Source organism: Streptomyces sp. NPDC041068, assembly GCF_040647455.1.
GTDB lineage: Bacteria > Actinomycetota > Actinomycetes > Streptomycetales > Streptomycetaceae > Streptomyces.
In genome coordinates, this window is sequence record NZ_JBEZCG010000004.1 from 277,388 (window position 1) to 300,201 (window position 22,814).

21 protein-coding genes are annotated in these 22,814 nt (G+C 71.7%); 9 read left to right on the forward strand and 12 right to left on the reverse strand.

Going from position 1 to position 22,814, the window contains the following annotated elements:
* Positions 1–61 precede the first annotated feature (61 nt).
* The 3 genes from AB0B50_RS11190 to AB0B50_RS11200 all read right to left on the reverse strand — a co-directional run bounded on the left by AB0B50_RS11190 (position 62) and on the right by AB0B50_RS11200 (position 2,638).
* Complete coding sequence (locus AB0B50_RS11190) at positions 62–1,141, reverse strand: HAMP domain-containing sensor histidine kinase (protein ID WP_362328690.1); 1,080 nt, start codon at positions 1,139–1,141, stop codon at positions 62–64.
* Positions 1,142–1,154: 13 nt separating this feature from the next.
* The gene (locus tag AB0B50_RS11195) at positions 1,155–1,895 is read right to left on the reverse strand and encodes a response regulator transcription factor (RefSeq protein ID WP_362328692.1); all 741 of its coding nucleotides are present in this window, start codon (positions 1,893–1,895) and stop codon (positions 1,155–1,157) included.
* Positions 1,896–1,960: 65 nt separating this feature from the next.
* The gene (locus AB0B50_RS11200; RefSeq protein WP_362328694.1) at positions 1,961–2,638 is read right to left on the reverse strand and encodes a spermidine synthase; all 678 of its coding nucleotides are present in this window, start codon (positions 2,636–2,638) and stop codon (positions 1,961–1,963) included.
* A gap of 175 nt (positions 2,639–2,813) precedes the next feature.
* Here AB0B50_RS11200 and AB0B50_RS11205 point away from each other — a divergent pair, with 175 nt between their 5' ends.
* A complete protein-coding gene (locus AB0B50_RS11205) occupies positions 2,814–3,599 on the forward strand; it encodes a rhomboid-like protein (RefSeq protein WP_362328696.1) in 786 nt (261 codons plus the stop codon).
* A gap of 10 nt (positions 3,600–3,609) precedes the next feature.
* On the opposite strand, the gene AB0B50_RS11210 is transcribed toward AB0B50_RS11205, so the two are convergent.
* Genes AB0B50_RS11210 through AB0B50_RS11225 form a run of 4 tightly spaced genes read right to left on the reverse strand, consistent with a single transcriptional unit; the run spans position 3,610 to position 6,635 of the window.
* The gene (locus AB0B50_RS11210) at positions 3,610–4,302 is read right to left on the reverse strand and encodes an ATP-binding cassette domain-containing protein (protein ID WP_362328698.1); all 693 of its coding nucleotides are present in this window, start codon (positions 4,300–4,302) and stop codon (positions 3,610–3,612) included.
* Complete coding sequence (locus AB0B50_RS11215; RefSeq protein WP_362328700.1) at positions 4,299–4,970, reverse strand: hypothetical protein; 672 nt, start codon at positions 4,968–4,970, stop codon at positions 4,299–4,301. The genes AB0B50_RS11210 and AB0B50_RS11215 overlap by 4 nt, the downstream gene beginning before the upstream one ends.
* Positions 4,967–5,941, reverse strand: coding sequence for a zf-HC2 domain-containing protein (locus tag AB0B50_RS11220; protein WP_362328702.1), 975 nt, complete (start codon positions 5,939–5,941; stop codon positions 4,967–4,969). The genes AB0B50_RS11215 and AB0B50_RS11220 overlap by 4 nt, the downstream gene beginning before the upstream one ends.
* Before the next feature lie 34 nt (positions 5,942–5,975).
* Positions 5,976–6,635 carry an RNA polymerase sigma factor gene (locus tag AB0B50_RS11225; protein WP_362328704.1) on the reverse strand — a complete coding sequence of 220 codons (660 nt, stop codon included), beginning with the start codon at positions 6,633–6,635 and terminating at the stop codon, positions 5,976–5,978.
* Between the two features lie 366 nt (positions 6,636–7,001).
* Between AB0B50_RS11225 and AB0B50_RS11230 the strand changes: the two genes are divergently transcribed.
* Complete coding sequence (locus tag AB0B50_RS11230) at positions 7,002–7,910, forward strand: aldo/keto reductase (RefSeq protein ID WP_362328706.1); 909 nt, start codon at positions 7,002–7,004, stop codon at positions 7,908–7,910.
* Between the two features lie 28 nt (positions 7,911–7,938).
* Here the strand turns inward: AB0B50_RS11230 and AB0B50_RS11235 are convergent, their stop codons facing one another.
* Complete coding sequence (locus tag AB0B50_RS11235; protein WP_362328708.1) at positions 7,939–8,802, reverse strand: oxidoreductase; 864 nt, start codon at positions 8,800–8,802, stop codon at positions 7,939–7,941.
* 185 nt (positions 8,803–8,987) lie between these two features.
* Between AB0B50_RS11235 and lon the strand changes: the two genes are divergently transcribed.
* Positions 8,988–11,402: an endopeptidase La gene (lon, locus tag AB0B50_RS11240; protein WP_362328710.1), complete on the forward strand. Its 2,415-nt coding sequence runs from the start codon at positions 8,988–8,990 to the stop codon at positions 11,400–11,402.
* A 55-nt stretch (positions 11,403–11,457) separates the two neighbouring features.
* Here the strand turns inward: lon and AB0B50_RS11245 are convergent, their stop codons facing one another.
* Positions 11,458–12,291, reverse strand: a complete 834-nt coding sequence (locus AB0B50_RS11245; RefSeq protein ID WP_362328712.1) for a lysozyme — start codon at positions 12,289–12,291, stop codon at positions 11,458–11,460.
* A 258-nt stretch (positions 12,292–12,549) separates the two neighbouring features.
* On the opposite strand from AB0B50_RS11245, the gene AB0B50_RS11250 reads away from it, so the two are divergent.
* Positions 12,550–13,038: a MarR family transcriptional regulator gene (locus AB0B50_RS11250; RefSeq protein WP_362328714.1), complete on the forward strand. Its 489-nt coding sequence runs from the start codon at positions 12,550–12,552 to the stop codon at positions 13,036–13,038.
* 61 nt (positions 13,039–13,099) lie between these two features.
* On the opposite strand, the gene AB0B50_RS11255 is transcribed toward AB0B50_RS11250, so the two are convergent.
* A complete protein-coding gene (locus AB0B50_RS11255) occupies positions 13,100–14,464 on the reverse strand; it encodes a hypothetical protein (protein ID WP_362328716.1) in 1,365 nt (454 codons plus the stop codon).
* A 216-nt stretch (positions 14,465–14,680) separates the two neighbouring features.
* Complete coding sequence (locus AB0B50_RS11260) at positions 14,681–15,526, reverse strand: protein phosphatase 2C domain-containing protein (RefSeq protein ID WP_362328718.1); 846 nt, start codon at positions 15,524–15,526, stop codon at positions 14,681–14,683.
* A gap of 666 nt (positions 15,527–16,192) precedes the next feature.
* Here AB0B50_RS11260 and AB0B50_RS11265 point away from each other — a divergent pair.
* Genes AB0B50_RS11265 through AB0B50_RS11285 form a run of 5 tightly spaced genes read left to right on the forward strand, consistent with a single transcriptional unit; the run spans position 16,193 to position 21,636 of the window.
* Positions 16,193–18,811, forward strand: coding sequence for a nitrate- and nitrite sensing domain-containing protein (locus AB0B50_RS11265; protein WP_362328720.1), 2,619 nt, complete (start codon positions 16,193–16,195; stop codon positions 18,809–18,811).
* A gap of 8 nt (positions 18,812–18,819) precedes the next feature.
* On the forward strand, positions 18,820–19,335 hold the full coding sequence (locus AB0B50_RS11270) for a roadblock/LC7 domain-containing protein (RefSeq protein WP_362328722.1): 516 nt from the start codon (positions 18,820–18,822) through the stop codon (positions 19,333–19,335).
* The gene (locus AB0B50_RS11275; RefSeq protein WP_362328724.1) at positions 19,332–19,742 is read left to right on the forward strand and encodes a DUF742 domain-containing protein; all 411 of its coding nucleotides are present in this window, start codon (positions 19,332–19,334) and stop codon (positions 19,740–19,742) included. Before AB0B50_RS11270 ends, AB0B50_RS11275 begins: the two co-directional genes overlap by 4 nt.
* The gene (locus AB0B50_RS11280) at positions 19,723–20,340 is read left to right on the forward strand and encodes an ATP/GTP-binding protein (RefSeq protein ID WP_362328726.1); all 618 of its coding nucleotides are present in this window, start codon (positions 19,723–19,725) and stop codon (positions 20,338–20,340) included. The genes AB0B50_RS11275 and AB0B50_RS11280 overlap by 20 nt, the downstream gene beginning before the upstream one ends.
* Positions 20,341–20,397: 57 nt before the next feature.
* Positions 20,398–21,636 carry a styrene monooxygenase/indole monooxygenase family protein gene (locus AB0B50_RS11285; protein ID WP_362328728.1) on the forward strand — a complete coding sequence of 413 codons (1,239 nt, stop codon included), beginning with the start codon at positions 20,398–20,400 and terminating at the stop codon, positions 21,634–21,636.
* Here AB0B50_RS11285 and AB0B50_RS11290 read toward each other — a convergent pair.
* Positions 21,606–22,769 (reverse strand): NlpC/P60 family protein, encoded by a 1,164-nt coding sequence (locus AB0B50_RS11290; RefSeq protein WP_362328730.1) that lies wholly within the window; start codon positions 22,767–22,769, stop codon positions 21,606–21,608. The genes AB0B50_RS11285 and AB0B50_RS11290 overlap by 31 nt on opposite strands.
* Positions 22,770–22,814: the final 45 nt, after the last annotated feature.

Genomic DNA, 22,814 nt, shown 5'->3' on the forward strand with positions numbered 1-22,814 from the left:
AGCCCCGGGCGCGCTGCGGAGGCGCCGGTGCATCGCTTCCGCTTCGAACCCTACGTCAACCTCAGGATTCGGGCAGGCCCGGAAGGGTGACCTGGATCCGGCAGCCGCGAGGGGATTCGGCCACCCCGATGTGGCCGCCGTGCAGATCGACCGCCCAGCGCGCGATGGCGAGACCGAGACCCGTGCCGCCGTCGTTGCCGGGGCCGTGCGCGGGGGCGCCCGCGTGGCTGCCGCGGTTGAAGCGCTCGAAGACGCGGTGCCGCTCCGACTCCGGGATGCCGGGGCCCTCGTCGAGCACCTCCAGGTCCAGGGACTCGGGGTAGAGGCCGCGCCGGGCCCGCACCGTCACGCGCCCGTGCGGCGGGCTGTGCTTGACCGCGTTGTCGATGAGGTTCGCCACGACCTGGTGGAGGCGCTCGGCGTCCGCGTGCGCCGTCAGCTCCGGCGGCGAGACGTCGAGGTGCAGATGGACGTCCGTGCGCGTGTGGCTGCCGGAGCCCGATGCGATGCCCGCGCGCGCGGAGGCCACCATGTTGGCCTCCTTCAGGACGCCCGAGAGATAGGGCCAGACCTCGAAGCGGCGGGCCTTGAGCGGTACGACACCGTTGTCGAGGCGGGAGAGGTCGAGGAGCGTCTCGACGAGACGGCCCAGGCGCTCGGTCTGCTTCAGGGCCGTGCGCATCGTCTCGGGGTCGGCGGCCGATACGCCGTCGACGACGTTCTCCAGGACGGCGCGCAGGGCGGCGATGGGGGTGCGCAGCTCGTGCGAGACGTTGGCGACGAGCTCCTTGCGCTGGGTGTCCTGGGCCTCCAGGTCGTCGGCCATCGCGTTGATGGTGGAGGCCACGTCGCCCAGTTCGTCGCGCCGGTCGGCGCCGCGCGCCCGTCGTGTGTAGTCGCCGTGGGAGACGGCGCGGGCCACCGCGTTCATCTCGTCGAGCGGCGCGGTGAGGCTGTGTGCCACGAACTGGGTGATGAGGAGCGTGGCGATCACCGAGAAGACGGTGATGAAGCGCAGCTCGGTCTCGGTCTTCATCGCCACCAGGAGCAGGCCCGTGGTGATGAACACCGAGACGACCACGAGGGCGCCGAGCTTGGTCTTGACGGAGAACGGCCGCAGTCCTCCGAAGGGTCCGCTCATCACGCGACCCGCCTCACGGCGCGGGGGTCTCCAGCGCGTACCCCACGCCGTGCACCGTGCGGATCCGCTCGGCGCCGATCTTCCGGCGCAGGGCCTTGATGTGGCTGTCGACGGTGCGGGTGCCGGACGCGTCGGCCCAGTCCCACACCTCCGCGAGCAGCTGCTCGCGGGAGAGCACGGCGCGCGGGGTGTTGGCCAGACAGACCAGGAGGTCGAACTCCGTGGGCGTCAGATGGACGTCCTCGCTGCGCACTCGCACACGTCGCTGAGCGTGGTCGATCTCCAGCTCGCCCAGGCGCAGGATGCCGCTGCGGGGCGTGGTCGCGGCCAGCGCGGCGCGTTCGACGCGGCGCAGCAGGACGTGCACCCGGGCCGCGAGCTCCCGCATGGAGAACGGCTTGGTCATGTAGTCGTCGGCGCCGACCCCGAGCCCGACCAGCATGTCCGTCTCGTCGTCGCGCGCGGTGAGCATGAGGACGGGGACCGGCCGCTGGGCCTGCACCCGGCGGCAGACCTCCAGGCCGTCGAAGCCCGGCAGCATGATGTCGAGGATCAGCAGGTCGGGCTGCCAGGCCTGGGCGGTGTCGACCGCCGAGGGGCCGTCTCCCGCTGTTTGCACGACAAAACCCTCGGCACGCAGCCGGGCGGCGATGGCGTCGACGATCGTCGGGTCGTCCTCGACCACCAGCACCCGGCGCTGCGCGCCCGGCATCGCCGCCGTCGCGCCGTTGTGGGAGGTGTGTGTCTGCTCCATCGCCCGCCCCTGACACTGATCGCTTGTGTTCGGTCAGCAGAGTACGGGTCCCGAAGGCACCTCGGCTACGCAGCCCTGACGCCGAGGTGGACCACGTCCGGGACGCCTCGGGCAACGGGGATCTCTTCGGTTCGTACCCCCTGGAATCCGGCATTCCGTAGAGCGAAGTCGAAAGCGGACGACGGCTGCGCCGACCACACGGCGAGCACTCCGCCGGGGTTCAGGCGGTCTTTGCAGGCGGCCAGACCGGCAGGCGAGTAAAGGGAGTTGTTGTCCTCCGTCACCGTCCAGTCGGGGCCGTTGTCGATGTCCAGGCAGAGCGCGTCGTACGTCTGTGTGGTGCCGAAGAGGTGTGCGACGAGGTCCGTGTGAAGAATTTGCGCACGTGGATCGGCGAGCGCGGCGCCGGACAGTTCGGCGAGGGGCCCCTCGCGGTGCCAGTCGATGATCGCCTGCTCGCGCTCGACGACGGTGACGCGTCCCCAGCGCGGGTCCGCGGCGGCGTGCGCGAGGGAGAAACCGACGCCGAGGCCGCCGATCAGGACGGTGGGCTCCGGGCGGTCGTCGAGGGCGTCGCGCGCCGCGTCGACGAGCAGCCGCTCGGAGCGGCCGTCGGAGGTGTCCATCAGGAAGCAGCCGTTGGCGATGATCTGCAGCAGCTCACCGTGGCGCCGCAGTACGACCTCTCCGTACGGCCCCTCACGCCGGTCGATGACGACGGGGGCGGTGGTGTGGGTGTGCATGGCGACCAGGGTAGGAGAGGGAGCGTGGGCGGGGCCGGGCTCCGGCGGGAGCGGGTGCGGCAACGCAGGAATCGCCTCAAGGGTTGCTGTGAATCGGGCCTCACGTGGCGCCGGTCATAGACAGCGCCGGAAAAAAGGGCAAAGGGTGGGCCGGGACGGAAGGAGCGCCTCACCCGTGAACCAGAGCGTGCGGCCCGCCGAGGCCACGTCCGACGTCATGACGACGCCGGGCACCCTGAACGGAATACCGCGTCAGCCCTCACACAAGCAGAGGGAAGGCCGCGGCGACGAAGGCGGCTCGTGTGCGAGTGAAGCCCGCCCTCGCCCGCGCCCCCGGTTCCGGCCCTGGCATCTGGTGCCCTCGCCCAAGGGGACTCCCTTCACCTTCGGGTACGCGCTCGTGCTCGCCGCCACCTCGGTCCTCACCGAGTACGCCGACCCTGGCCTCGTCTCCACCCTGTTGGAGGGGTCGAGCACCGACGTGGCGCATCTCGCGCACAGCCCCGTCCTCGTCCTGATCGCCAGTGCCCTGTGGATCGCGGGCGGCATCACCTCTCCGTACGCGATCGTCTTCCTGCTGGTGCTCACCGCGCTGGAGCGCCGCATCGGCGGTCTGCGGACCGCCGGTGTCTTCCTGCTGGGCCACGTCGTCGCCACGCTCGCGACGGAGGTCCCGGTCGGCTTCTCCGTGCTCGCGGGGCATCTGCCGGACAGCTCCCTGCACCGCCTCGACTACGGGATCAGCTTCGGCGTCGCCGCCAGCGTCGGCGCGCTCGCGGGGCTTCTGACGCCGTGGCTGCGCTGGGCCGTCCTCGGCGGCTTCGGCTGGATGCTGGTCGACGACCTGATCGCGTTCACCGACCCGATGACGAACTGGGGCCATCTGCTCGCGCTCCTGATCGGCGTCTGCACCTGGCCCCTGCTGCGGCGCCGGCGCGGTGCGCGGTCGGCATCCGCCTGACGGCGGCTCCTCACGGCAGCACGGCCGCGTACCCACCGAGTGCCGTCAGGGTCTCCACCGTGCCGTGGAAGCGGATCCTGCCGTCCGCGAGAACGAGTACGTCGTCGCAGGCGCCGGTGATGTCCTCCATGAGGTGGGTGGAGACGACGACGGTCGCGGACTCGCCGATGGCGCGCAGGAGTGCGTGCAGGCGCTCGCGCTGGGCCGGGTCGAGCCCCGTCGTCGGTTCGTCGAGGAGGAGCAGATCGGGTTCGTTCACGATGGCCTGCGCGATGCCGACGCGCTGCTTCATGCCGCCGCTGAGCGCGCGTAGCTTCGTGTCGAGGTGGTCGGCGAGGCCCACGCGGTGCGCGGCGTGCTCGACGGCGGCGGCGACGTCGCGGGCGGGGACGTCCTTGAGCCAGGCCGCGTAGCCGAGGAACTCACGGGTGGTGAAGTGCCGGTACACGCCGAACTCCTGGGGCAGATAACCGAGGCGGCGGCGTACGGCAAGCAGGCCCGCGTAGTGCGAGGGGTCCTCGCCGAGCAGGGTGAGCCGGCCCGCGGAGGGCTCCGCGGCGGTGGCGAGGACGCGGATCAGGGACGTCTTGCCCGCGCCGTTCGGACCGAGCAGGCCGTGGACGCCGGCGGGCAGCCGCAGGTCGATGCCGTCGACGGCGGTACGGCGCCGGTGCCGGACGGTCAGGCCGCGGGCGGTGATCACGGGGTGGGCTCCTCGGGGGAGGGAAGCGGCTCCACCGGCACGGCGACCGCCGGGGCGGGGGCGGGCCGGGCCGGCTCCGGGGGCGGCCCGGTTTCGCCGGAGAGCACGAAGACCGGCAGGAGGGCCACGAGGAGGAAGCCGCCCACGGCCAGCACGGGGGCCACCAGACGGAACGGGAACCAGCGGCCCAGGACGAAGGCCACCAGGGCGGCCGGTGCCGCGAGGTTCGCGAAGCTTGCCGTGGTGAACAGGACGTCCACGGCCTCGTCCTGGGCGAGGGGGCGGGTCAGGCCGGAGCCGTAGTCGTTCCGGAGCAGGGGCAGCGCGGCCGCGCAGGGCCAGAACACGGCGGGCAGGGTCGCGAGCAGGACGCGGTGGACGGGCGAGCGGACCGATGTGTGCCGCAACCACGCGGTGCGGCAGCGCCGTTCCCGGGATCCGTGCCATCCGGCGCACAGGACGAACACCGACAGGGCGGGGGCCACGGCGGACGCGGACAGTTCGTCGTGCCCCGCGCCGAGCGCGTGGACGCCGCAGGACCACAGGACGGCGACGCAGAACAGCTTCGCGGCGGGACCGCGCCGCAACTCCGTCACCAGAGGACTGACCCGGGCGCGGCGGCGGAGCCCCGTGGCCTTCGCGCCGACCGCGCGGGACGTGACCCTCACCGCCGCGCCCCCGCCCCCTCGAACGACTGCCGTCGCGCGTAGAGGACCCCGCAGCACGCCAGGGCCCCCGCGGCCCAACCGCCCTGCGCCAGCGTGCCCATGAGGGGACGCAGGGCGTCCTGGGCCGCTTCGCCGAAGGCGGGGCGCAGTTCCTCGCGCACGGCCAGGCGGGCGGTCAGCGGTACGCCCACCGCGAGCAGCCAGGCGCCGCCCGTCGCCAGTGCCGCGGGCCCGCAGCCGACCCAGGAGCCCAGCGCCAGCGTCGCCAGGGACATCGCCAGGGCCGGAAGGAGCCAGGCCGCGGCGTTCAGCGCGCCGTCGCCGCTGGGCAGCAGGAGGCCGGTGAGCGTCAGCAACGGCAGGCAGACCGCCAGGACTTGGCCCGACCGCCACAGGAGCAGCTTCAGGCCGCCGGAGGGTGTCACCGCCGCCACTTCGTGGAAGGGGTCGGCCTGCGGGCCGTAGCTCATCGCGACGCCGAGGAGTGGCAGGAGCGGGGCGCACATCAGGAGCAGCGGGAGCAGGCCGTCCGTGCCGAGCTCGCGGGACTTCGCCAGCTGGGCCAGCGCGACGCCCGCCGCGCAGACGGCGAGCAGGGCGCCCGCCCACGACCAGCGCAGTGCGGGGGCGGCCCGCAGCGCGACGAGGGCGCGGTCGCAGAGGGAGCGGCCGCCGAGTGCGCGGTCGATGAGGGGGCGGTCGATGAGTGCGCGGTCGATGAGGGGGCGCCTCGCCCGCTCGCCGGCGACCGTCGCGAGCACGCGCGCGTGCACCCCGTCGAGCCGCGCCCCGTTCGGGCCCTGGCGTACGTCGTGCACGACGAGGCCGGTGCAGTGGTCGCAGGCGTCCAGATGCTCCTCGGCGGCGTACAGGGCAGCGTCCGGGAGGGTGCCGAGCGCGTAGCGGGACAGCCAGCTGCGGGGCAGGCAGGGGGCCTGCGGTGGTGGCGGGGCGGTGGGGGGTGAGGTCATCGCGGTTCCCGGTTCCTTCGGTTCCGTGTCAGGGCTATCGGCCGAGGCCGTGGATCGGTTCCGCATCGTCACCCCCACAAGCGCGTGCGGCGTCCACTACGCCGAGCCTGACGCGGAGTTCCTCGCGGCCGCGGCTCGCCCTGCTCTTGACGGTGCCTTCGGAGACGCCGAGTCGCGTGGCCGTCTCGCGCACGCTGAAGCCGTCGATGTACCGCAGCGTCAGGACCTGGCGGGCCTCCTCGGACAGCATCGCGAGGGCGTCGCCGATGGACGTGCCGGTGAGCGTGGAGCCGAGCGCGGTGTCCTCGGCGGACGGCACGACGAGCGGCCGCTCCTGCCCGGCCCGCGCCTTCTCGCGCTCCGCGAGGGCGTCCTGCCGCCCCCTGCACCGGAGTTGGTCGACGAGCTTGCGCTGCGCGATCGTCCACAGCCAGCCGCGGGCGTTGGCGTCGCGGAAGGTGTGTGCGCCGTGGTGCACGGCGATGAAGGTTTCCTGCAGTACGTCGTCGACGATGTGCAGGGCGATGCGCCGGTTGAGCAGCCGGGCCTGGAGCCAGGGGCCGTTGCGCGCCATCAGCTCCCGCAGCGCGTGGCCGTCACCCGCCCCGAGGGCTTGGATGAGCCGTGCGTCGTACGAGGAACGGCCTGCCGCGCAGGCCGGATGTCCCGCCTCATGGGCCGGAGTTGACGTCATGGTGCCCCGATTGCTTGGTTCGCGGTCCACGGCCTCCCCAGCCGCGGCGACAAGTGCAGTCACGCTCCGCTATCGATTGAATGCTCTGGGTTGGTTCCGTGGGGCTGGAAGGCGTAGGTGGGGGGCGTGTGGGGGCGCGAGGACCGGCTTGGGAGGGATGAGTGGTCTTCTGCGGGGGCGGACGTGGTTGCCCGCGGCGGCGCCGGGACCCGGCCCGACCTGCTAAAATCCCCGTCATCACGCGAGCCTTCTCGGTGCGGATTCCGATCCGCCGAGGAGGCTTTTTTCATGCCCGGCGCCCGCCCGTACGCGCCGTTGCCCCCCCCATCGGACTTCCGTTCCCCACCGCAAGAGGAGATCCCAGTCGTGAGCCCATGGACGAACACCGCGGCAGCCGCGGGAACTTGGCAACTCGGTGACCTGACCGTCAACCGCATCGGGTTCGGCGCGATGCGCCTGACGGGTGCCGCGCCCTTCGGCGGCGGCGTGCCGCGTGATCGCGAGCGGTCGCTCGGCGTGCTCCGGCGGGCGGTCGAGCTCGGTGTGAACCACATCGACACCGCCGCGTTCTACTTCTCGGCGACGCGCTCCGCCAACGAGCTGATCGACCGGGCGCTGGCGCCGTACCCGGAGGACCTGGTCATCACCACCAAGGTCTGGCCGGGCCGCGATTCCTCGGGTGCGTGGTGGTGGGCCGCGCCGGAGCAGTTGCGCGGCCAGGTCGAGGAGAACCTTCGCCAACTCGGCCGCGATCACCTGGACGTGGTGAACCTGCGCGTGCCGCCGAGCGGCCGGACCGGCTCGATCGGCGAGCACTTCGGCGTGCTGGCCGAGCTGCGCGAAGCCGGGCTCGTCCGCCACCTCGGCGTCTCCAACGTCACGTCCGGGCAACTGGCCGAGGCCCGGGCCATCGCCCCGGTCGTGTGCGTGCAGAACCCCTACGGGATCGGCGCGTCGAGCGAGGACCGGGCACTCCTGCGGCACTGCGGCGAACTCGGCGTCGCCTTCGTCCCGTTCTTCGCGATCGCCGGCTCCGGGCGGGAGGCGGGCCCGGCCGCCGGTGACGGCGAGGCGGTGCGCGCCGTCGCCCGCGCGCACGGTGTGTCCGTCGCGCAGGTCCGGCTGGCCTGGACCTTGCAGCAGGGGCCGCACGTGCTCGCGATCCCCGGGACGGGCGATCCGGACCACCTCGCGCAGAACGTGGCGGCGGGCGCGCTGCGGCTCTCGGAGGAGGAGATGGCGCGCCTCACCTCGCTGCGGCCGGCCGACGCATGACTTCGCGCGCGCCGTTGCCGTGGTCGGATCAGCGGAAGGACGTGTCCGAGCCGAGCTCCTCCACCGCGTCCAACTCCTTGATGCGCGACTCGAAGTGGGTCCGGATCCAGCCGAACGCCTGGGACCCCAGCGGCAGTCGCAGCGGCGGCTTGTCGAGGCCGACCACGGCGACGATCGCCTCGGCGCCGCGGTCGGGGTCGCCGGGCTGCTTGCCGTGCGTGGCCTCCATGATCTTGCGCGCGGGCTTGATGATCTTGGCGTAGTCCTCCATGGGCGTGCCCCAGCGCAGCGAACTCCCGCCGAACTCCGTGCGGAACGGGCCGGGTTCCACGATCGTGACGTGGATGCCGAGGTGGGCGACCTCGGCGGCCAGGGCCGCGGACATCCCTTCCAGGGCGTACTTCGTGCCGACGTACGCGGTGCCGCCGGGGCCCGGCACCACGCCGTTCACCGAGGACATCTGGACGATGTGGCCCGAGCGCTGCCGCCGCATCAGGGGCAGCACGGCGCGGGTGACCGTCATGACGCCGAAGACGTTGGTCTCGAAGTTGTCGCGCAGCTGCTCCTCGCTCAGCTCCTCGAAGGCGCCGAGGAGTCCGTACGCGGCGTTGTTCACGAGGACGTCGATCCGCCCGAAGTCCTTCTCGGCCGCGTCGACCGCGGCCCGCACCGACTCCGCGTCGGTCACGTCCAGGCGCAGGCCCCTGACCCGGTCCGGCGCGAGCGCCACCAGGTCGTCGAGGGTCGACACGTCCCGGGCGGTGGCCACCACCCGGTCCCCGTGCGCGACCGCGGCGCGCACCAGTGCCCTTCCCAGGCCGGAGCTGGTCCCGGTGATGAACCAGACCCTGCCGTCCGCGTCCTCGGCCGCTCCGTCACGCTGCTCGGTCATCGTGCTCCCCACCTGCGATGTCGTCTGTGATGTCGTCGTGATTGCCGCCAGAACCCTAGGGGTCTTCCCCTGTGGTCGGACAGCGCATTTCTGTGATCGCTCACAGCGAACACGCCCCGGGGAACATTGCGGCGCTCATAAGCATTGAGTCGGTACAGCTCAACTTGAATGCCGAAGGGGAGATCATGGCTGCTGAGTCCACCTCGTACACCCCGCTCACGCTGCCTGTGCTGCCGCTCGACGACGAGGTCGTCCTGCCCGGCATGGTGGTGCCGTTCGACCTGTCCGATGCCGACGTACGAGCGGCGGTGGAGGCCGCACAGGCCGCTGCGCGGTCCAGTGGCGACAGCAAGCCCAAGGTGCTGCTTGTTCCGCGCATCGACGGGACGTACGCCGCGACCGGCGTCCTCGGCACCGTCGAGCAGGTCGGACGGCTCTCCGACGGCGACCCGGGCGCCCTCATCCGCGGGCGGAGCCGTGTGCGCATCGGCGCCGGCACCACCGGGCCCGGGGCGGCCCTCTGGGTCGAGGGTCTGAAGATCGACGACTCGGTCCCCGAGCCGCTGCCGGGTGCCGTCACCGAGCTCGTCAAGGAGTACAAGGCGCTCGCCACCAGCTGGCTGAAGAAGCGGGGCGCCTGGCAGGTCGTCGACCGGGTCACGCAGATCGACGACGTCTCCGCGCTCGCCGACAACTCCGGTTACTCGCCGTTCCTCACCACCCAGCAGAAGATCGAGCTCCTGGAGACCGGGGACGCGGTCGCCCGCCTCAAGCTCGCCACCGCCCAGCTGCGCGAGCACCTCGCCGAGCAGGACGTGGCCGAGACCATCGCCAAGGACGTCCAGGAGGGCGTCGACAAGCAGCAGCGCGAGTTCCTGCTGCGCCGTCAGCTGGACGCCGTACGCAAGGAGTTGCGCGAGCTCAACGGCGAGCAGGAGGGCGAGGAGTCCGACGACTACCGCGCCCGCGTCGAGGCCGCCGAGCTGCCGGAGAAGGTCCGCGAGGCCGCCCTCAAGGAGGTCGACAAGCTGGAGCGCGCGAGCGACCAGTCGCCCGAGGGCTCCTGGATCAGGACCTGGCTGGACACGGTCCTCGAACTGCCCTGGAACGAGCGCACCGAGGACGAGTACGACATCAAGGGCGCCCAGGAGATCCTCGACGCCGAGCACTCGGGACTGCAGGACGTGAAGGAGCGCATCACCGAGTACCTCGCGGTGCGCAAGCGCCGCTCCGACCGCGGCCTCGGGGTCGTCGGCGGCCGCCGAGGCGGCGCCGTGCTCGCCCTGGTGGGCCCTCCGGGCGTCGGCAAGACCTCGCTCGGCGAGTCCGTCGCGCACGCCATGGGCCGCAAGTTCGTGCGGGTCGCGCTCGGCGGCGTACGCGACGAGGCGGAGATCCGCGGCCACCGTCGTACGTACGTCGGGGCGCTGCCCGGACGGATCGTGCGGGCCATCAAGGAGGCCGGGTCCATGAACCCGGTCGTGCTCCTGGACGAGATCGACAAGGTGGGCTCGGACTTCCGGGGCGACCCGGCCGCCGCCCTCCTCGAAGTCCTCGACCCGGCGCAGAACCACACCTTCCGCGATCACTACCTGGAGGTCGAACTCGACCTGAGCGACGTGGTGTTCCTCGCCACGGCGAACGTCCTCGAAGCCATCCCGGAGGCCCTGCTCGACCGCATGGAGCTCGTCCGCCTCGACGGCTACACCGAGGACGAGAAGGTCGTCATCGCCCGCGACCACCTGCTCCCGCGCCAGCTGGAGCGGGCGGGCCTGGACAAGGACGAGGTGGTCCTCGACGAGAGCGCGCTGCGCAAGCTCGCCGGCGAGTACACGCGCGAAGCGGGCGTACGCAACCTGGAGCGCTCCGTGTCGCGACTGCTCCGCAAGGTCGCGGCGCAGCACGAACTGGGCGAGCGGGAGCTGCCGTTCACCGTGACGGACGAGGATCTGCGGGGCCTGATCGGGCGGCCGCACCACGTGCCCGAGTCCGCCCAGGACCCGGCCGAGCGGCGCACCGCGGTGCCGGGTGTGGCCACCGGGCTCGCCGTCACCGGGGCGGGCGGTGACGTCCTGTTCGTGGAGGCGTCGCTCGCCGACCCGGAGACGGGGGCGTCGGGGCTCACGCTCACCGGTCAGCTCGGTGACGTGATGAAGGAGTCGGCGCAGATCGCGCTGAGCTTCCTGCGCTCGCACGGCGCCGAACTGGAGCTGCCGGTCGGCGACTTGAAGGACCGGGGCGTGCACATCCACTTCCCGGCGGGCGCGGTGCCCAAGGACGGGCCGAGCGCGGGCGTCACGCTGACCACCGCTCTGGCCTCGCTGCTCAGCGGGCGGCTCGTCCGTACGGATGTGGCGATGACCGGTGAGATCTCGCTGACCGGACGGGTCCTGCCGATCGGCGGCGTCAAGCAGAAGCTGCTCGCCGCGCACCGCGCCGGGATCACCACGGTGATCATCCCGAAGCGGAACGAGGCGGACCTCGACGACGTCCCGGCCGAGATCCTGCAGAAGCTGGAGGTCCACCCGGTCACGGACGTGCGCCAGGTGCTCGAACTGGCCCTCACTGAGGCCGAGGTGAAGGTCATGGCCGCCGCGTAGCGGTCCCCGCACCAACAGCGGCCACCCCGTGCCGGGGTGGCCGCTGTTCGCGCGCTCAGCCGTTGGCGAGCGCCTGCACCCTGTCGTAGGCGCCGTTGAACTTGTTGTGGTCACCGACCGTCGGCCCTGACGAGGTGTACTGCCACATCGTGTGGAAGCCCCAGCCGGCCGGGAGTTCGCCCGGGGAGGTGTTGTACCGGGCGATCCACAGCGGGTTGCTGGCACCGAAGCCGCTGTAATTGCCGGTGCACTGCTTCCACCAGCTGGTGGCGGTGTAGATGACCGCGTCGCGCCCGGTGCGGGCCTTGTAGGTGTTCAGGAAGTCACGGATCCAGCTGACCATCGCGGACGGGGACTTGCCGAAGCAGGCCGCCCCGTACGGGTTCCATTCGATGTCCAGCGCGCCCGGCAGCGTCTTGCCGTCGCGCGACCAGCCGCCGCCGTTGTCCACGAAGTAGTTCGCCTGCGCGGCACCGCTCGTGGTGTCCGGCGTGGCGAAGTGGTACGCGCCGCGGATCATGCCCACGTTGTACGAGCCGTTGTACTGCTGGGCGAAGTAGGGGTTCTTGTAGTACGTGCCCTCGGTGGCCTTGACGTAGGCCCACTTCACGCCGCTGTTCCACAGCGTCGACCAGGCGACGTTGCCCTGGTGGCTGCTGACGTCGACGCCCTCGGTCTGGGCGGCGTCACCACCGGCGGGCCTGCCGCCCTGGCCGTCGTGTTCGATGACGCCCTGGCCGAGGCGGGCGGAGCCGCGCTGCGGGACGTCGTCCGCCTGGGCCGCCGTGGGGAGCGTCAGGAGGAGGGAGAGGGCGGACAGTACTGCGAGGAGAACCCCCGCCGGCGACAAGCGCGAGCGGCGGGCCGGTCCGGGTCTGTGCACGGGCATCTGCGTGCCTCCGAAGGCCTCGGTGGTGCTCGGTGGGGACCTGTCGACATGCCATGGTGTGAACATGTCACTTGAAAAGCTACGCACGTAGACCCGGGGTAGGGAAGAGGGCCAGGGTTCTGCCGTTGGTCCACTCCTGTGGCGGTGCCGTGCGGGCGGTACCGTCCCCACCTTGCGAAATACTGGTCAGGCCGCTGCGGCGACGGCCGCGGCACGAGGGCCTTGTGGCGAGAACTTTCAGAATCGGGAAAGCGGGACATGGGTGCTGCAGAAGAGAGCGGCAAGCTCGCCGCGCACGGCGACGTGGAACAGGGGGAGGACCGTGAGTTCCTCGCCCTCGAAAGGGAGTTGTCGCTCCTGATGCGCCGCGCGCGGGCCTCGTCCGGCGAGATGGCCCGCCAGGTCCACCCCGACCTGGAGCCCGCCGCGTACGGCCTGCTCGTCCGCCTGGACGACTCGGGGCCCCAGCGGGCCACCGACCTCGCCGCGTTCATCGGCGTCGGCAAGGCGACGATGAGCCGCCAGCTGCGGGCCATGGAGCAACTCGGCCTGGTCGCCCGCGAGCCCGACCCGGCCGACGGGCGCGCCTGGCTCATCACGCTCACACCCGAGGGGAGCACCCGCTTCCGCACGGTGCGCGCCGCACGGCGCGCCCAGTACGTGCGACGCCTCGCGGGCTGGGACCGGGCGGAGGTCGCCGAACTCGCCCGGCTGCTCGGGCGCCTGAACGACAGCGCGGACACCTGAGCCCCTCCCCAGGACCCGGGCGCCCGCGCGTCACCCCCCGTCTCATGCGCCCCCGCGCGCCCTACTTCGCGCCGAAGACGACGGCCAGCGGCTGCTTCTCCTTGTAGACCTCGGACGGCTCGCTGACGTGGTCGGCGCCCAGATAGAGCCGCTCACCGGCGAAGAGCATGCGCCGGTCCGTCTCGAACCGCGCCTCCATCTCGTAGCTCCTGCCCGGGTTCTGCATGACCTTCGTCTTCTTGTACGTGGCCGGGTCGATCCGCCAGACCGCACCGCCCGACTCGCCGACGACATTGGCCTCCTGGTACGCGACGACCTTGCCGCCCTCGTCCATGCCGACCGGGATCAGGGAGCCCTCGTCGGTGCCCTGGGCGGTGCCCTTCTTCTTGCCGGTCCTCAGGTCGAAGGCGACGATGTCGTTGTCGCCCTCGGAGCCCGCGCCGGCCTTCCGGGTGCCGAGGAACAGCGTGCCGGACTTCTTGTCGACCGCCAGCTGCGCGCAGTCCGTGACGCTCGTGCTCTGGCACTCGGCGTCGTACTTCCCGTACTTGCCGCCCTTCGTGCCGATCGTGCCGAGCAGCTTGCCCCGCGCGCCGGAGTCGTCGATCGACAGGAAGTCGGTGATGCCGGATCCGCCGGGGGAGTCGCCGTCGTCCACGGCGACAAGGAGCGGGTCGGCGGAGACCACGTGTGCGTACTCGACGCCCCGCTCGAACGCGTACGCCGACTTCACCGCGCGCGTGGCGGGGTCGACGGTCTGGACGGTGAGCTCCGGGTGGTCGGTGTCGCCGCAGTCGCGCACCACGACCAGCTTCTCGCCCTCGCCCGCGAAGCCCTTCGCGGGGCACTTCTCGTCCTCGGTGGTGGCGGGCGACCACAGGGCCTTGCCGCCGGTCGTCCAGCCCGCGCTCGCGCTGGTGCCCGCCGCCGCGACCGTACCGCCGCCGATGGTCACCTCGTCGAACATCTGGCGGTTGCCGTATCCGTCCAGGCCCTGCTTCCGCCACAGCAGTTTGCCCTTGTTCAGATCGACGAGTCCGACCTCGGTGCAGACCGCGGGGTCTTCCTTGTCGTTCTGGAAGAGGACGGCGACCAGGTCGTCCTTCGTGGCCTGCGGGGACGACCAGCAGACCTCTCCGCCGAGCGGTATCTGCCACTCTGCTTTCCCGCCCGCGAGTGGATAGCCGGATATCTTCTTCAACTCGGCCTTCACGAAGTTCTTTTCCGTGGTCCACATACCCATCGCGCCCGCCATCTCGCTCACCTTCGGCGTGGGCACCTGGCCGAGTAATGCCGAGTCGGCGGCCGAGTCTCGCGAACCGGCGTCGCCACCACCGCCGTTGTCGTCCTCATCGCTCGATCCGCAGCCGCTGATGACCAGCGCGGCCGCGAGCGCGGCGCCGAAGATGGCCGCTCTGCGCGACATCCCGTTCTCCTCTTGTGCGTGGGCGCACGGCCGGGCATGGCCATGCGATCTCCTCGCATTCGATCCTTCCCTTTCCGGGAGCGGAATTTCAACTCCGAATTCCTTATCTCTACTTCAGTTGAAATGTTCCGGAGATGATTAAGGGGATTGAGGAAGGTCGTGTGAATGAGGGCTCGCGCTATTCCCTGTCCCGGAATGGCGAGGGTGAAACGCGCGTCACAGCTCCGCGTACACGACCGCCGCGTCGTCGTGCCGTTTGCCGCGCGGGAAGGCGAGCCGGTCCGGGTCCGCGCACTCCAACTCCCGCACCCGGTCGACCAGATGCTGCGGACCCTGCTTGCGCAGCAGCGTCAGGCAGTCCGTCCAGTCGCCCTCGCGGAACGTCTCGACCCACCGCCCGGCGCCGTCGGTGAGCGCCGCCACCGCCGTGACGTCCGACCGGGGGGCCTCGCCGGTGACCGCCCGTTCGGCCGCCGTGGGGTCGGCGGCGGCCGTGAAGAAGCCGTCCTCCGCGTTGCGCAGGGCCTCGACCGCGGCGCCGTACGCCCGTCCTGCCACGTCCCGTTCGACCGAGCCGCGCGGCAGGGCGCGCACCTGGTCGCGCAGGGCCCGCACGGCGGGCGGCAGTTCGGCGAGGCGCCGGTCGAGTACGGCGGTCACCTCGCCCTCGGGGCCCGCAAGGAGGAGCGCGGAATCGGACAGGACGAGGTGCTCGACGCGCTCGTCGTCCCACCGCACGAGCACCACGGTGGCCTGAGGTGTACGGGGGTGAGAAAGGTCACAGGTTGAACGATGGGCGTCGGCGGTACGCGAGATGGCGGCCGCGAGGACCTCAGGGAGCGTCATATCCCGTCGCGAAACGGACAGTTCCCCCAATGCCCCGCCGAGTCGCGCGGTGAACCAAGGGACGGAATGCAGACAGCCGACCGCCCCTTCGGGCGGGGTCACGCCGTCCAGGAGGACGAGTGATCCGCCCTGTCCGGACGCGGGAAGCGCGACTGACGCATAGTCCTCGTTGGGGCGTGCGGGGTCTCCGGGCTCGGTGGCGAGTTCGATACGCATCCGGCCAGTCTGCACGAGCCCTTCACAAGGTCCATCAGAAGCCGCAAAGGGGTGGAGGGTTGGCGTGTACCGGCGGTTCGGGCGCCGGAATTGGACCGGAATGATCACCTCCGGCGGGGTGTGGCGGCGCATCCTGCCAAAGCCGGTGGGCGACGTCCAACCGGCACACCGCATCTGCGACGTCGCTTTCGCGCCGGGACTTGCTCGCCAACTCCCCGCCGATGTTCACTCCTTCGGGTGGCCAGGCAGGCGATGCGCGACCGCCACTCACCGGCACTGGAAGGGTCAGGAGCCGTACCGGGGGAACGCTCGCGTTGACAGGTCGTCACCCGGGCCCAAGGGCAGACGAAAACAAGAATGCGAGCACCGGTGCAGAAGATGCCGCCTCGGCGCAAAGGCAAGCGGTCGGCTCCGCAGGGGACCGCACCGGGCGGAACCACCCCGAGCGGTGCCTCCCCCGGAGGGCCGGGCGGGGGCGGGGCGGACGGAGCCGCGGAGACTTCCGCCGCGCCTGGTTCCTCCACTGCGCCTGGTTCTTCCGCCGCGCTGAGTCCTTCCGGCGGTGCGGAGACCTCGGCGAGTTCGGCCCAGGCGCGTTCCGTCGTCGGCGAAAGCGCCGCTGCCGCCGCCGAAGCCGCCGCCGTCAACAAGAAGCCCACCAAGCGGGTGCGCAATCGGCTGATCGTCGCGGTCGCGGTCGTGGCCGCCGCCGTCGCGGGTGCGGGCGCGCCCGCCGTCATCGCCGCGTCGGACCAACTGGGCGACGCCCAGAGCCTGGTGACCCTCGCCGAGCAGACCCAGCAGGCGGTCTCGCTCGGCCACTCCCTCGCCGACGAGCGCGACGAGGTCACGTCCTTCATCGCCTCAGGCCGCCCCCAGGGCAAGGGGCTCTCCGAGAGCCGCAGCGCCCGCGTGGACCGGCAGATCGACGAGCTCCGCGGGGCCGAAGCGCCCGGCGCCCTTCGCGCCGACCTCGCCGACATCGCCGCCGTCCGCAGAGCGGCGCTCACCGGCAAGAGCACCGCTCTCGAAGCCCACGAGGCGTACTCGAAGGTCATCGCCGAACTCCACGCCCTCACCCGCGACCTGGCCGCGCAGCTGCCCCCCGAGGTCAACAAGGGCGCCCTCGCCCTCTCCGACCTCGACCACGCCGTCGAGCAGGCCGCCGCCACCCGCGGCCTCCTCCTCGCCGCCCTCGCCGTCCAGGGCCCGGCGGACGCCTCCACACGCACCACCGTCGACCCGGTCACCGGCCTGCCGACCACCGTCACCGACGAGTCCCCGGCCGACGGCAAGCGCCGCGACGGGCTCAGCGCCGCTGCCCAGCAGGCCCACATCCGCGAGCTGGCCGCCCTCGCCGACTTCCGCGACGCGGCGAGCGACCCCGCCCGCGCCGTGTACGACTCGACCGTCACCGGCTCCGAGGTCACCACCGCGGACAAGTACCTCGCCCGGCTCACCGACGAGCCCACGCTCTCCGCCGCCGAGTTGCGCTACGACCGCAAGAAGATCGACTCCGCGCTCTCCGCCCGCATCGAGACCATGCGCGGCGCCGAGTCCGCGCTCGGTGTCCAGCGCACCAAGCAGCTCGCCCAGCTCCGCGACGACGACGTCACGGCCCTGGAGATCCGCATCGCCCTCGTCGGCTTCTGTCTGCTCGTCGCGGTCGGCGTCGCCATGGGCGCGGCCCGCTCGCTGACCCGCCCGCTCGCCGTCCTGCGCCTCGGCTCGGCGCGCCTCGCCACCGAGCCCGCGCCCCAGGACCCGATCCGCTTCACGGGCCGCGACGACGAGTTCGCCCAGGTCGTCCGCTCCGTCAACGCCCTGCACGGCCACGCCGCCGCCCTCGCCGAGCGCCTGGGCACCCTGGAGTCGGACCGCAAGCACCTCATCGGGCAGCGGCAGTCCATGGCCGACGAGCGCGCCGCGCTGCGCGAGGAACTCGCCGAGGCATCCGCGCACCTGGAGCGCGTACGCCAGTCCATCCACGGCACCTTCGTCAATCTGGCCCTGCGCACCCTCGGCCTGGTGGAGCGTCAGCTCGCCGTCATCGAGAACCTGGAGGACCGCGAGCAGGACCCCGACCGGCTCGCCACGCTCTTCAAGCTCGACCACCTCGCCACGGTCATGCGCCGCCACAGCGAGAACCTCCTGGTCCTCGCCGGAGCCGAGCACGGCCACCAGCACCCCGGCGCCGTCCCGCTCGTCGACGTCGTGCGGGCCGCCGTCTCCGAGATCGAGCGGTACGAGCGCGTCCGCATCGCCACGCTGCCGCCGCACGCGCACGTGGCGGGGTTCGCCGCGGACGACATCAGTCATCTCACCGCCGAGCTCCTGGAGAACGCCACCTCCTTCTCGCCGCCGGACGCCTCCGTCGAGGTCTCCGGGTGGCTCCTGGAGAACGGCGAGGTGATGCTCTCCGTCCAGGACGAGGGCATCGGCGTCACGCAGGACCGCATGCGGGAGCTCAACTCCCGTCTGGCGGACTTCGATCCCGACGACGTGTACGACCAGGAGAGCGGGGACGGGCTCGGGCTCGGCCTCTATGTCGTCGCGCGGCTCGCGGCCCGGCACGGGGCGCGGGTGCGGTTGCGGGAGCAGAAGCAGGGCGGGGTGGCGGCGGTCGTGGTGCTGCCCACCTCGATCCTCGCTCAGGCGCCCGCGCCGGCCGCGGTGGTCTCCCCGCCGCGGGGCGGGGAGCCGGTGGTCCACCTGCCCGGTTCCGAGGCCGAGGCCAACTCGAATGTCTTGCCGGCGCGTCTGACCAGCGCGGCCGGTGAGGACCCGGATCCTCTGATCGCCGCCGCCGAGCGGACCATGGAGCTCGCGGCGCCGTCGCAGGAGCAGCAGGCCCCGGCTCCGACTCCGGCCCCGGCTCCGACTCCGGACCCGGAACCGGAGCTTGAGCAGGCCCCCGAGCCCGAGCCCGAGCACGGTTCCGCCGAAGAGCCCGAGTCCGGCCCCGAGTCCGCCCCCGACTCCGCCCCCAAGTCCGCCCCCGAGCCCCCCAAGTGGGAGCGCGTCACGGACAAGGGGCTTCCCAAGCGGACGCCGAAGATCACCACGCCCGCGGCCACCACGCCGAAGCCGCGCACCGGTTCCGTGGACGCCGAGGCGCTCCGGCGCCGCCTCGGCGGCTTCCACCAGGGCGCGCAGAGCGGCCGACGGGACGTGGAGGCCGAACTGGCCTCCGGAACAGACCCGGCAGAACGTACGCAACGTAACGAAAAGAACGCCAAAGACGCAGACGTAATGGGGGACTCAGTCGAGGAGGCAAGCAGTTGACTGCGCCCATGCGCACGCCCAGTTCTTCCGCCGCACCCGCCCAAGACGCCGCACCCCCCGCGTACGGCCTGAGCAGCGAAGCCCGCAACCTGCACTGGCTGTTGACGAACCTCGTGGAGGAGGTGCCCGGCCTCCTCTCCGTCGCGGTGGTCTCCTCCGACGGACTCCTGCTGCTCTCCTCCGACCCCGGCAGGAACGCCGAGCGCCCCGTGGCGAACCCCAAGGGCCCCAAGGGCTCAAGCGCCGACCTGGCCACCATCGTGTCCGGGCTCGGCTCCCTCACCATCGGCGCCGCCAAGCTGATGGACGGCGGAGGCGTCAAGCAGACCGTGGTCGCGATGGAGGAGGGCAGCCTCTTCGTCATGTCGATCAGTGACGGCTCGCTCCTCGGCGTGCACGCCACCCCGGACTGCGACATGAGCGTCGTCGCCTACCACATGGCGCTCTTCGTCGGACGCGCGGGACACGTCCTCACCCCCGAACTCCGCAGCGAGCTGCGCAAGTCGATGGAGAGTGCCCGATGAGCAGCAGCACTCGTACGACGCCGAAGCTGCCGCAGCGCGGCGGCGACCGAAAACCCGCCCGTGTGCGCCCCTATTCGCTGACCGGCGGACGGACCAGGTTCGGCCACGTCCTGCTGGTCGAGACCTTCGTGGCCGCGTTGGAGGCGCCCGAGGAGCGGCGCGAACTGCCCAAGGGCTCCCTCGCGAAGGTCATGCCCGAGATGCGGGCGATCGTCGAGATCTGCCGCCGCATGCGTACGGTCGCCGAGATCGCCGCGCTCCTCAAGATGCCGCTCGGCGTGGTCCGCGTACTGCTCAGCGACCTCGCCGACCAGGGAAAGATCCGCGTGTACGGAACGGGCCACGGCCCGGGTCAGCCCGACCGCGCACTGCTGGAAAGGGTGCTGAGTGGACTCCGCCGTCTCTGAACTCCTCGAGGACGAGGGTCAGTTGCAGGCCTGGCAGACGGACAGGTCGCGCGCCCCGATCGCCACGAAGATCGTGGTGGCGGGCGGCTTCGGCGTCGGCAAGACGACGCTGGTGACCGCCGTCTCCGAGATCACGCCCCTCCAGACGGAGGCGCTGATGACGCAGGCGAGCGCCGACACCGACGACCTGAGCGGGACCCCGGACAAGACGACCACGACGGTCGCCATGGACTTCGGCCGCATCACGCTCGACGACGACCTGGTGCTCTACCTCTTCGGTACGCCGGGCCAGCAGCGCTTCTGGTTCATGTGGGACGACCTGGTGCGCGGCGCGATCGGCGCCGTCGTGCTCGCCGACACCCGCCGCCTCTCCGACTGCTTCCCCGCGCTCGACTACTTCGAGAGCTGCGGACTGCCGTACATCGTGGCCGTCAACCACTTCGACGGCAGCGAGGAGTTCGAGGTCGCCGATGTGCGCGAGGCCCTGACGGTGCCGCCGCACATACCCGTGCTGATCATGGATGCGCGGCAGCGGATCTCGGCGATCGAGTCGCTGCTCGCCCTGGTCGGCCACGCGCTGGACGTCACCCCCGAGTAGCCGACGCCACCCCCCACGGCATCCGCCCTTCAGAACGTACGTAGGAGAAGTGCCCCCATGCGGAAGATACTTGTCGTCGGAGCCGGCCAGTCCGGGCTCCAGATCGCCCTCGGACTCCAGGCGCAGGGGTACGAGGTCACCCTGATGTCCAACCGCACGGCGGACGAGATCCGGTCCGGCCGGGTCATGTCCACGCAGTGCATGTTCCACACGGCGCTGCAGAACGAGCGCGACATCCAGGCCAACTTCTGGGAGTCGCAGGCCCCGAGGATCGAGGGCGTCGGCGTCTCGGTCGCGGGCCCCGATTCCTCCCGTGTCATCGACTGGGTCGGCAAGCTCGACGGGTACGCCCAGTCCGTCGACCAGCGCGTGAAGATGGCCGGCTGGATGGAGACGTTCGCGCAGCGCGGCGGTCAGCTCGTCATCCACGGCGCGGCGGTCTCCGACCTCGACTACTTCTCGCGCACCTACGACCTGGTGCTCGTCTCGGCGGGCAAGGGCGAACTGGTCTCGATGTTCGAGCGCGACGCGTCCCGCTCACCGTACGCCGAGCCGCAGCGCGCGCTCTCCGTCGCGTACGTGCACGGCCTGGGCCCGCGCCCCGAGCACCCCGAATTCGACGCGGTGCGCTGCAACTTGGTGCCCGGCGTGGGCGAGCTCTTCGTCATGCCGACGCTCACCACGTCGGGGCGTGCGGACATCCTCTTCTGGGAGGGCATCCCCGGCGGCCCCCTCGACGTCTTCCAGGGCATCAAGGACCCGAGCGAGCACCTGGCGCTGACCCTCGAACTCCTGGAGAAGTTCCTCCCCTGGGAGTACGCGCGCGCCACGAAGGTCGAACTGACCGACGCGGGCGGCACGTTGGCCGGGCGTTACGCCCCCACCGTGCGCAAGCCGATCGGCCGTCTTCCCAGCGGCGGTCTGGTCCTCGGCGTCGCCGACGTCGTCGTCGCGAACGACCCGATCACCGGGCAGGGCTCCAACTCGGCGTCCAAGTGCGCCGCTTCGTACATCTCCTCGATCGTCGAGCACGGCGACAAGCCGTTCGACGAGGCGTGGATGCAGTCGGCCTTCGACCGCTACTGGGACACCGCGCAGTGGGTCACCAAGTGGACGAACGCGATGCTGGGCGCCCCTCCGGAGCACGTCCTGAACATCCTCGGCGCGGCGGGCCAGTCGCAGCCGGTGGCGGATCGTTTCGCGAACGGCTTCAACGACCCCGCCGACTTCGAGAACTACTTCTACGACCCTCAGAAGGCCGCCGCCTACCTGGAGTCCGTGGCCCCCGGCGCCTGATCGCCGCCGAACCCGAGGTCGCTGCCGTCGGTGGCGCCCTCGGGCAGCTTCGGCGGCACGTACCCCGGCACGGCCCGGCCCCCGGGGTCGGGCCGCACCGCGCCGAGCACCGGGTTCGCCGCGATGGGGGAGACCTTGACGCGGGACCCGGGCCGCGGCGCCTGGACGACCATGCCGTCGCCCAGGTAGATCGCCACATGCGTGGCCTTGGGGAAGTAGACGACGAGGTCGCCGGGGCGCAGCTCCGCCAGCGGGATGCGGGGCAGCTCGGCCCACTGCTCCTGGCTGGTGCGGGGGATCTCGTGCCCCGCGTGCGCCCAGGCCTCGGAGGTGAGCCCCGAGCAGTCGTACGCGTCAGGGCCCTCGGCACCCCACACATACGGCCGCCCGATCTGCCGCACCGCGAAGTCGAGCGCCGTGCCGCCCTGCCGTGACGGTGCCCGCGAGGCCGGGCCGCCGCTGAGCGCGCCGGACGCGAGGAACTGTCGCTGGGCCTCGGCCGTGCCCGCCTCCTCCGCCTGCCGCAGCGCGGCCAGCTGCTCCACGCTCAGCGACGCGAGCAGCTCCTCGACCTCCCTCAGCTGCCCGTCCACCTCGTCCCGCTGCTTCTTCTGCCGTGCTGCGAGGGCGACTTGGGAATCCAGCGCCTTCTTCGCCGCCCCGGCCAGCTCGTCGGCCTTCTTCTCGCCGCCGACGAGCCGCTGCACGGTGGCGGCGCGTCCCGCCGCCACCCGCCGGATCACATGGCCCTGGTCGGCGGCGTGCTGCGGGTCGCGCGCGAGCAGCAGCCGTACGTAGGGGGAGAGCTCGGAGGCGCCCTGGTACTGCTGCCGGGCGAACCGGCCCGCCTCGCCCCGGCTGTCACGCACCGAGGCGCGGGCCTTCGCCAGCTTCTTGCCGAGGTCCGCCGCCTTCGCGCGCTGCTTCTTCAGCTTCTCCTCGGTCGCGTTGTAGGTCTCCGTGGCCTCCTCCGCCGACTGGTACAGGCGTTGGAGGTCGGTGAGGAGCTCGGAGACGGGGCGTTCGCCGGGGCCGGGCGCGGCCTGTGCGGGTGCCTGTGCCCAGGGGGCGGCCGTGAGAAGGGAGCCGATCACGGCTCCCGTGCAGATGTGCCGCAGCAGCCTTCCTGACACCTCATCACCTCCGGTGCGCGGTGGGCCCTCCGCCGCGCACCGTGA

Excerpts from the sequence above, each read along its gene's own strand:
- AB0B50_RS11275 (WP_362328724.1), top strand. The coding sequence starts at position 19,332 with ATGAGCAGCAGCACTCGTACGACGCCGAAGCTGCCGCAGCGCGGCGGC.
- AB0B50_RS11200 (WP_362328694.1), bottom strand. The coding sequence starts at position 2,638 with ATGCACACCCACACCACCGCCCCCGTCGTCATCGACCGGCGTGAGGGG.
- AB0B50_RS11190 (WP_362328690.1), bottom strand. The coding sequence starts at position 1,141 with ATGAGCGGACCCTTCGGAGGACTGCGGCCGTTCTCCGTCAAGACCAAG.
- AB0B50_RS11260 (WP_362328718.1), bottom strand. The coding sequence starts at position 15,526 with ATGCGTATCGAACTCGCCACCGAGCCCGGAGACCCCGCACGCCCCAAC.
- lon (WP_362328710.1), top strand. The coding sequence starts at position 8,988 with ATGGCTGCTGAGTCCACCTCGTACACCCCGCTCACGCTGCCTGTGCTG.
- AB0B50_RS11220 (WP_362328702.1), bottom strand. The coding sequence starts at position 5,941 with ATGACCTCACCCCCCACCGCCCCGCCACCACCGCAGGCCCCCTGCCTG.
- AB0B50_RS11235 (WP_362328708.1), bottom strand. The coding sequence starts at position 8,802 with ATGACCGAGCAGCGTGACGGAGCGGCCGAGGACGCGGACGGCAGGGTC.
- AB0B50_RS11255 (WP_362328716.1), bottom strand. The coding sequence starts at position 14,464 with ATGTCGCGCAGAGCGGCCATCTTCGGCGCCGCGCTCGCGGCCGCGCTG.
- AB0B50_RS11245 (WP_362328712.1), bottom strand. The coding sequence starts at position 12,291 with ATGCCCGTGCACAGACCCGGACCGGCCCGCCGCTCGCGCTTGTCGCCG.
- AB0B50_RS11250 (WP_362328714.1), top strand. The coding sequence starts at position 12,550 with ATGGGTGCTGCAGAAGAGAGCGGCAAGCTCGCCGCGCACGGCGACGTG.
- AB0B50_RS11225 (WP_362328704.1), bottom strand. The coding sequence starts at position 6,635 with ATGACGTCAACTCCGGCCCATGAGGCGGGACATCCGGCCTGCGCGGCA.
- AB0B50_RS11270 (WP_362328722.1), top strand. The coding sequence starts at position 18,820 with ATGCGCACGCCCAGTTCTTCCGCCGCACCCGCCCAAGACGCCGCACCC.
- AB0B50_RS11195 (WP_362328692.1), bottom strand. The coding sequence starts at position 1,895 with ATGGAGCAGACACACACCTCCCACAACGGCGCGACGGCGGCGATGCCG.
- AB0B50_RS11285 (WP_362328728.1), top strand. The coding sequence starts at position 20,398 with ATGCGGAAGATACTTGTCGTCGGAGCCGGCCAGTCCGGGCTCCAGATC.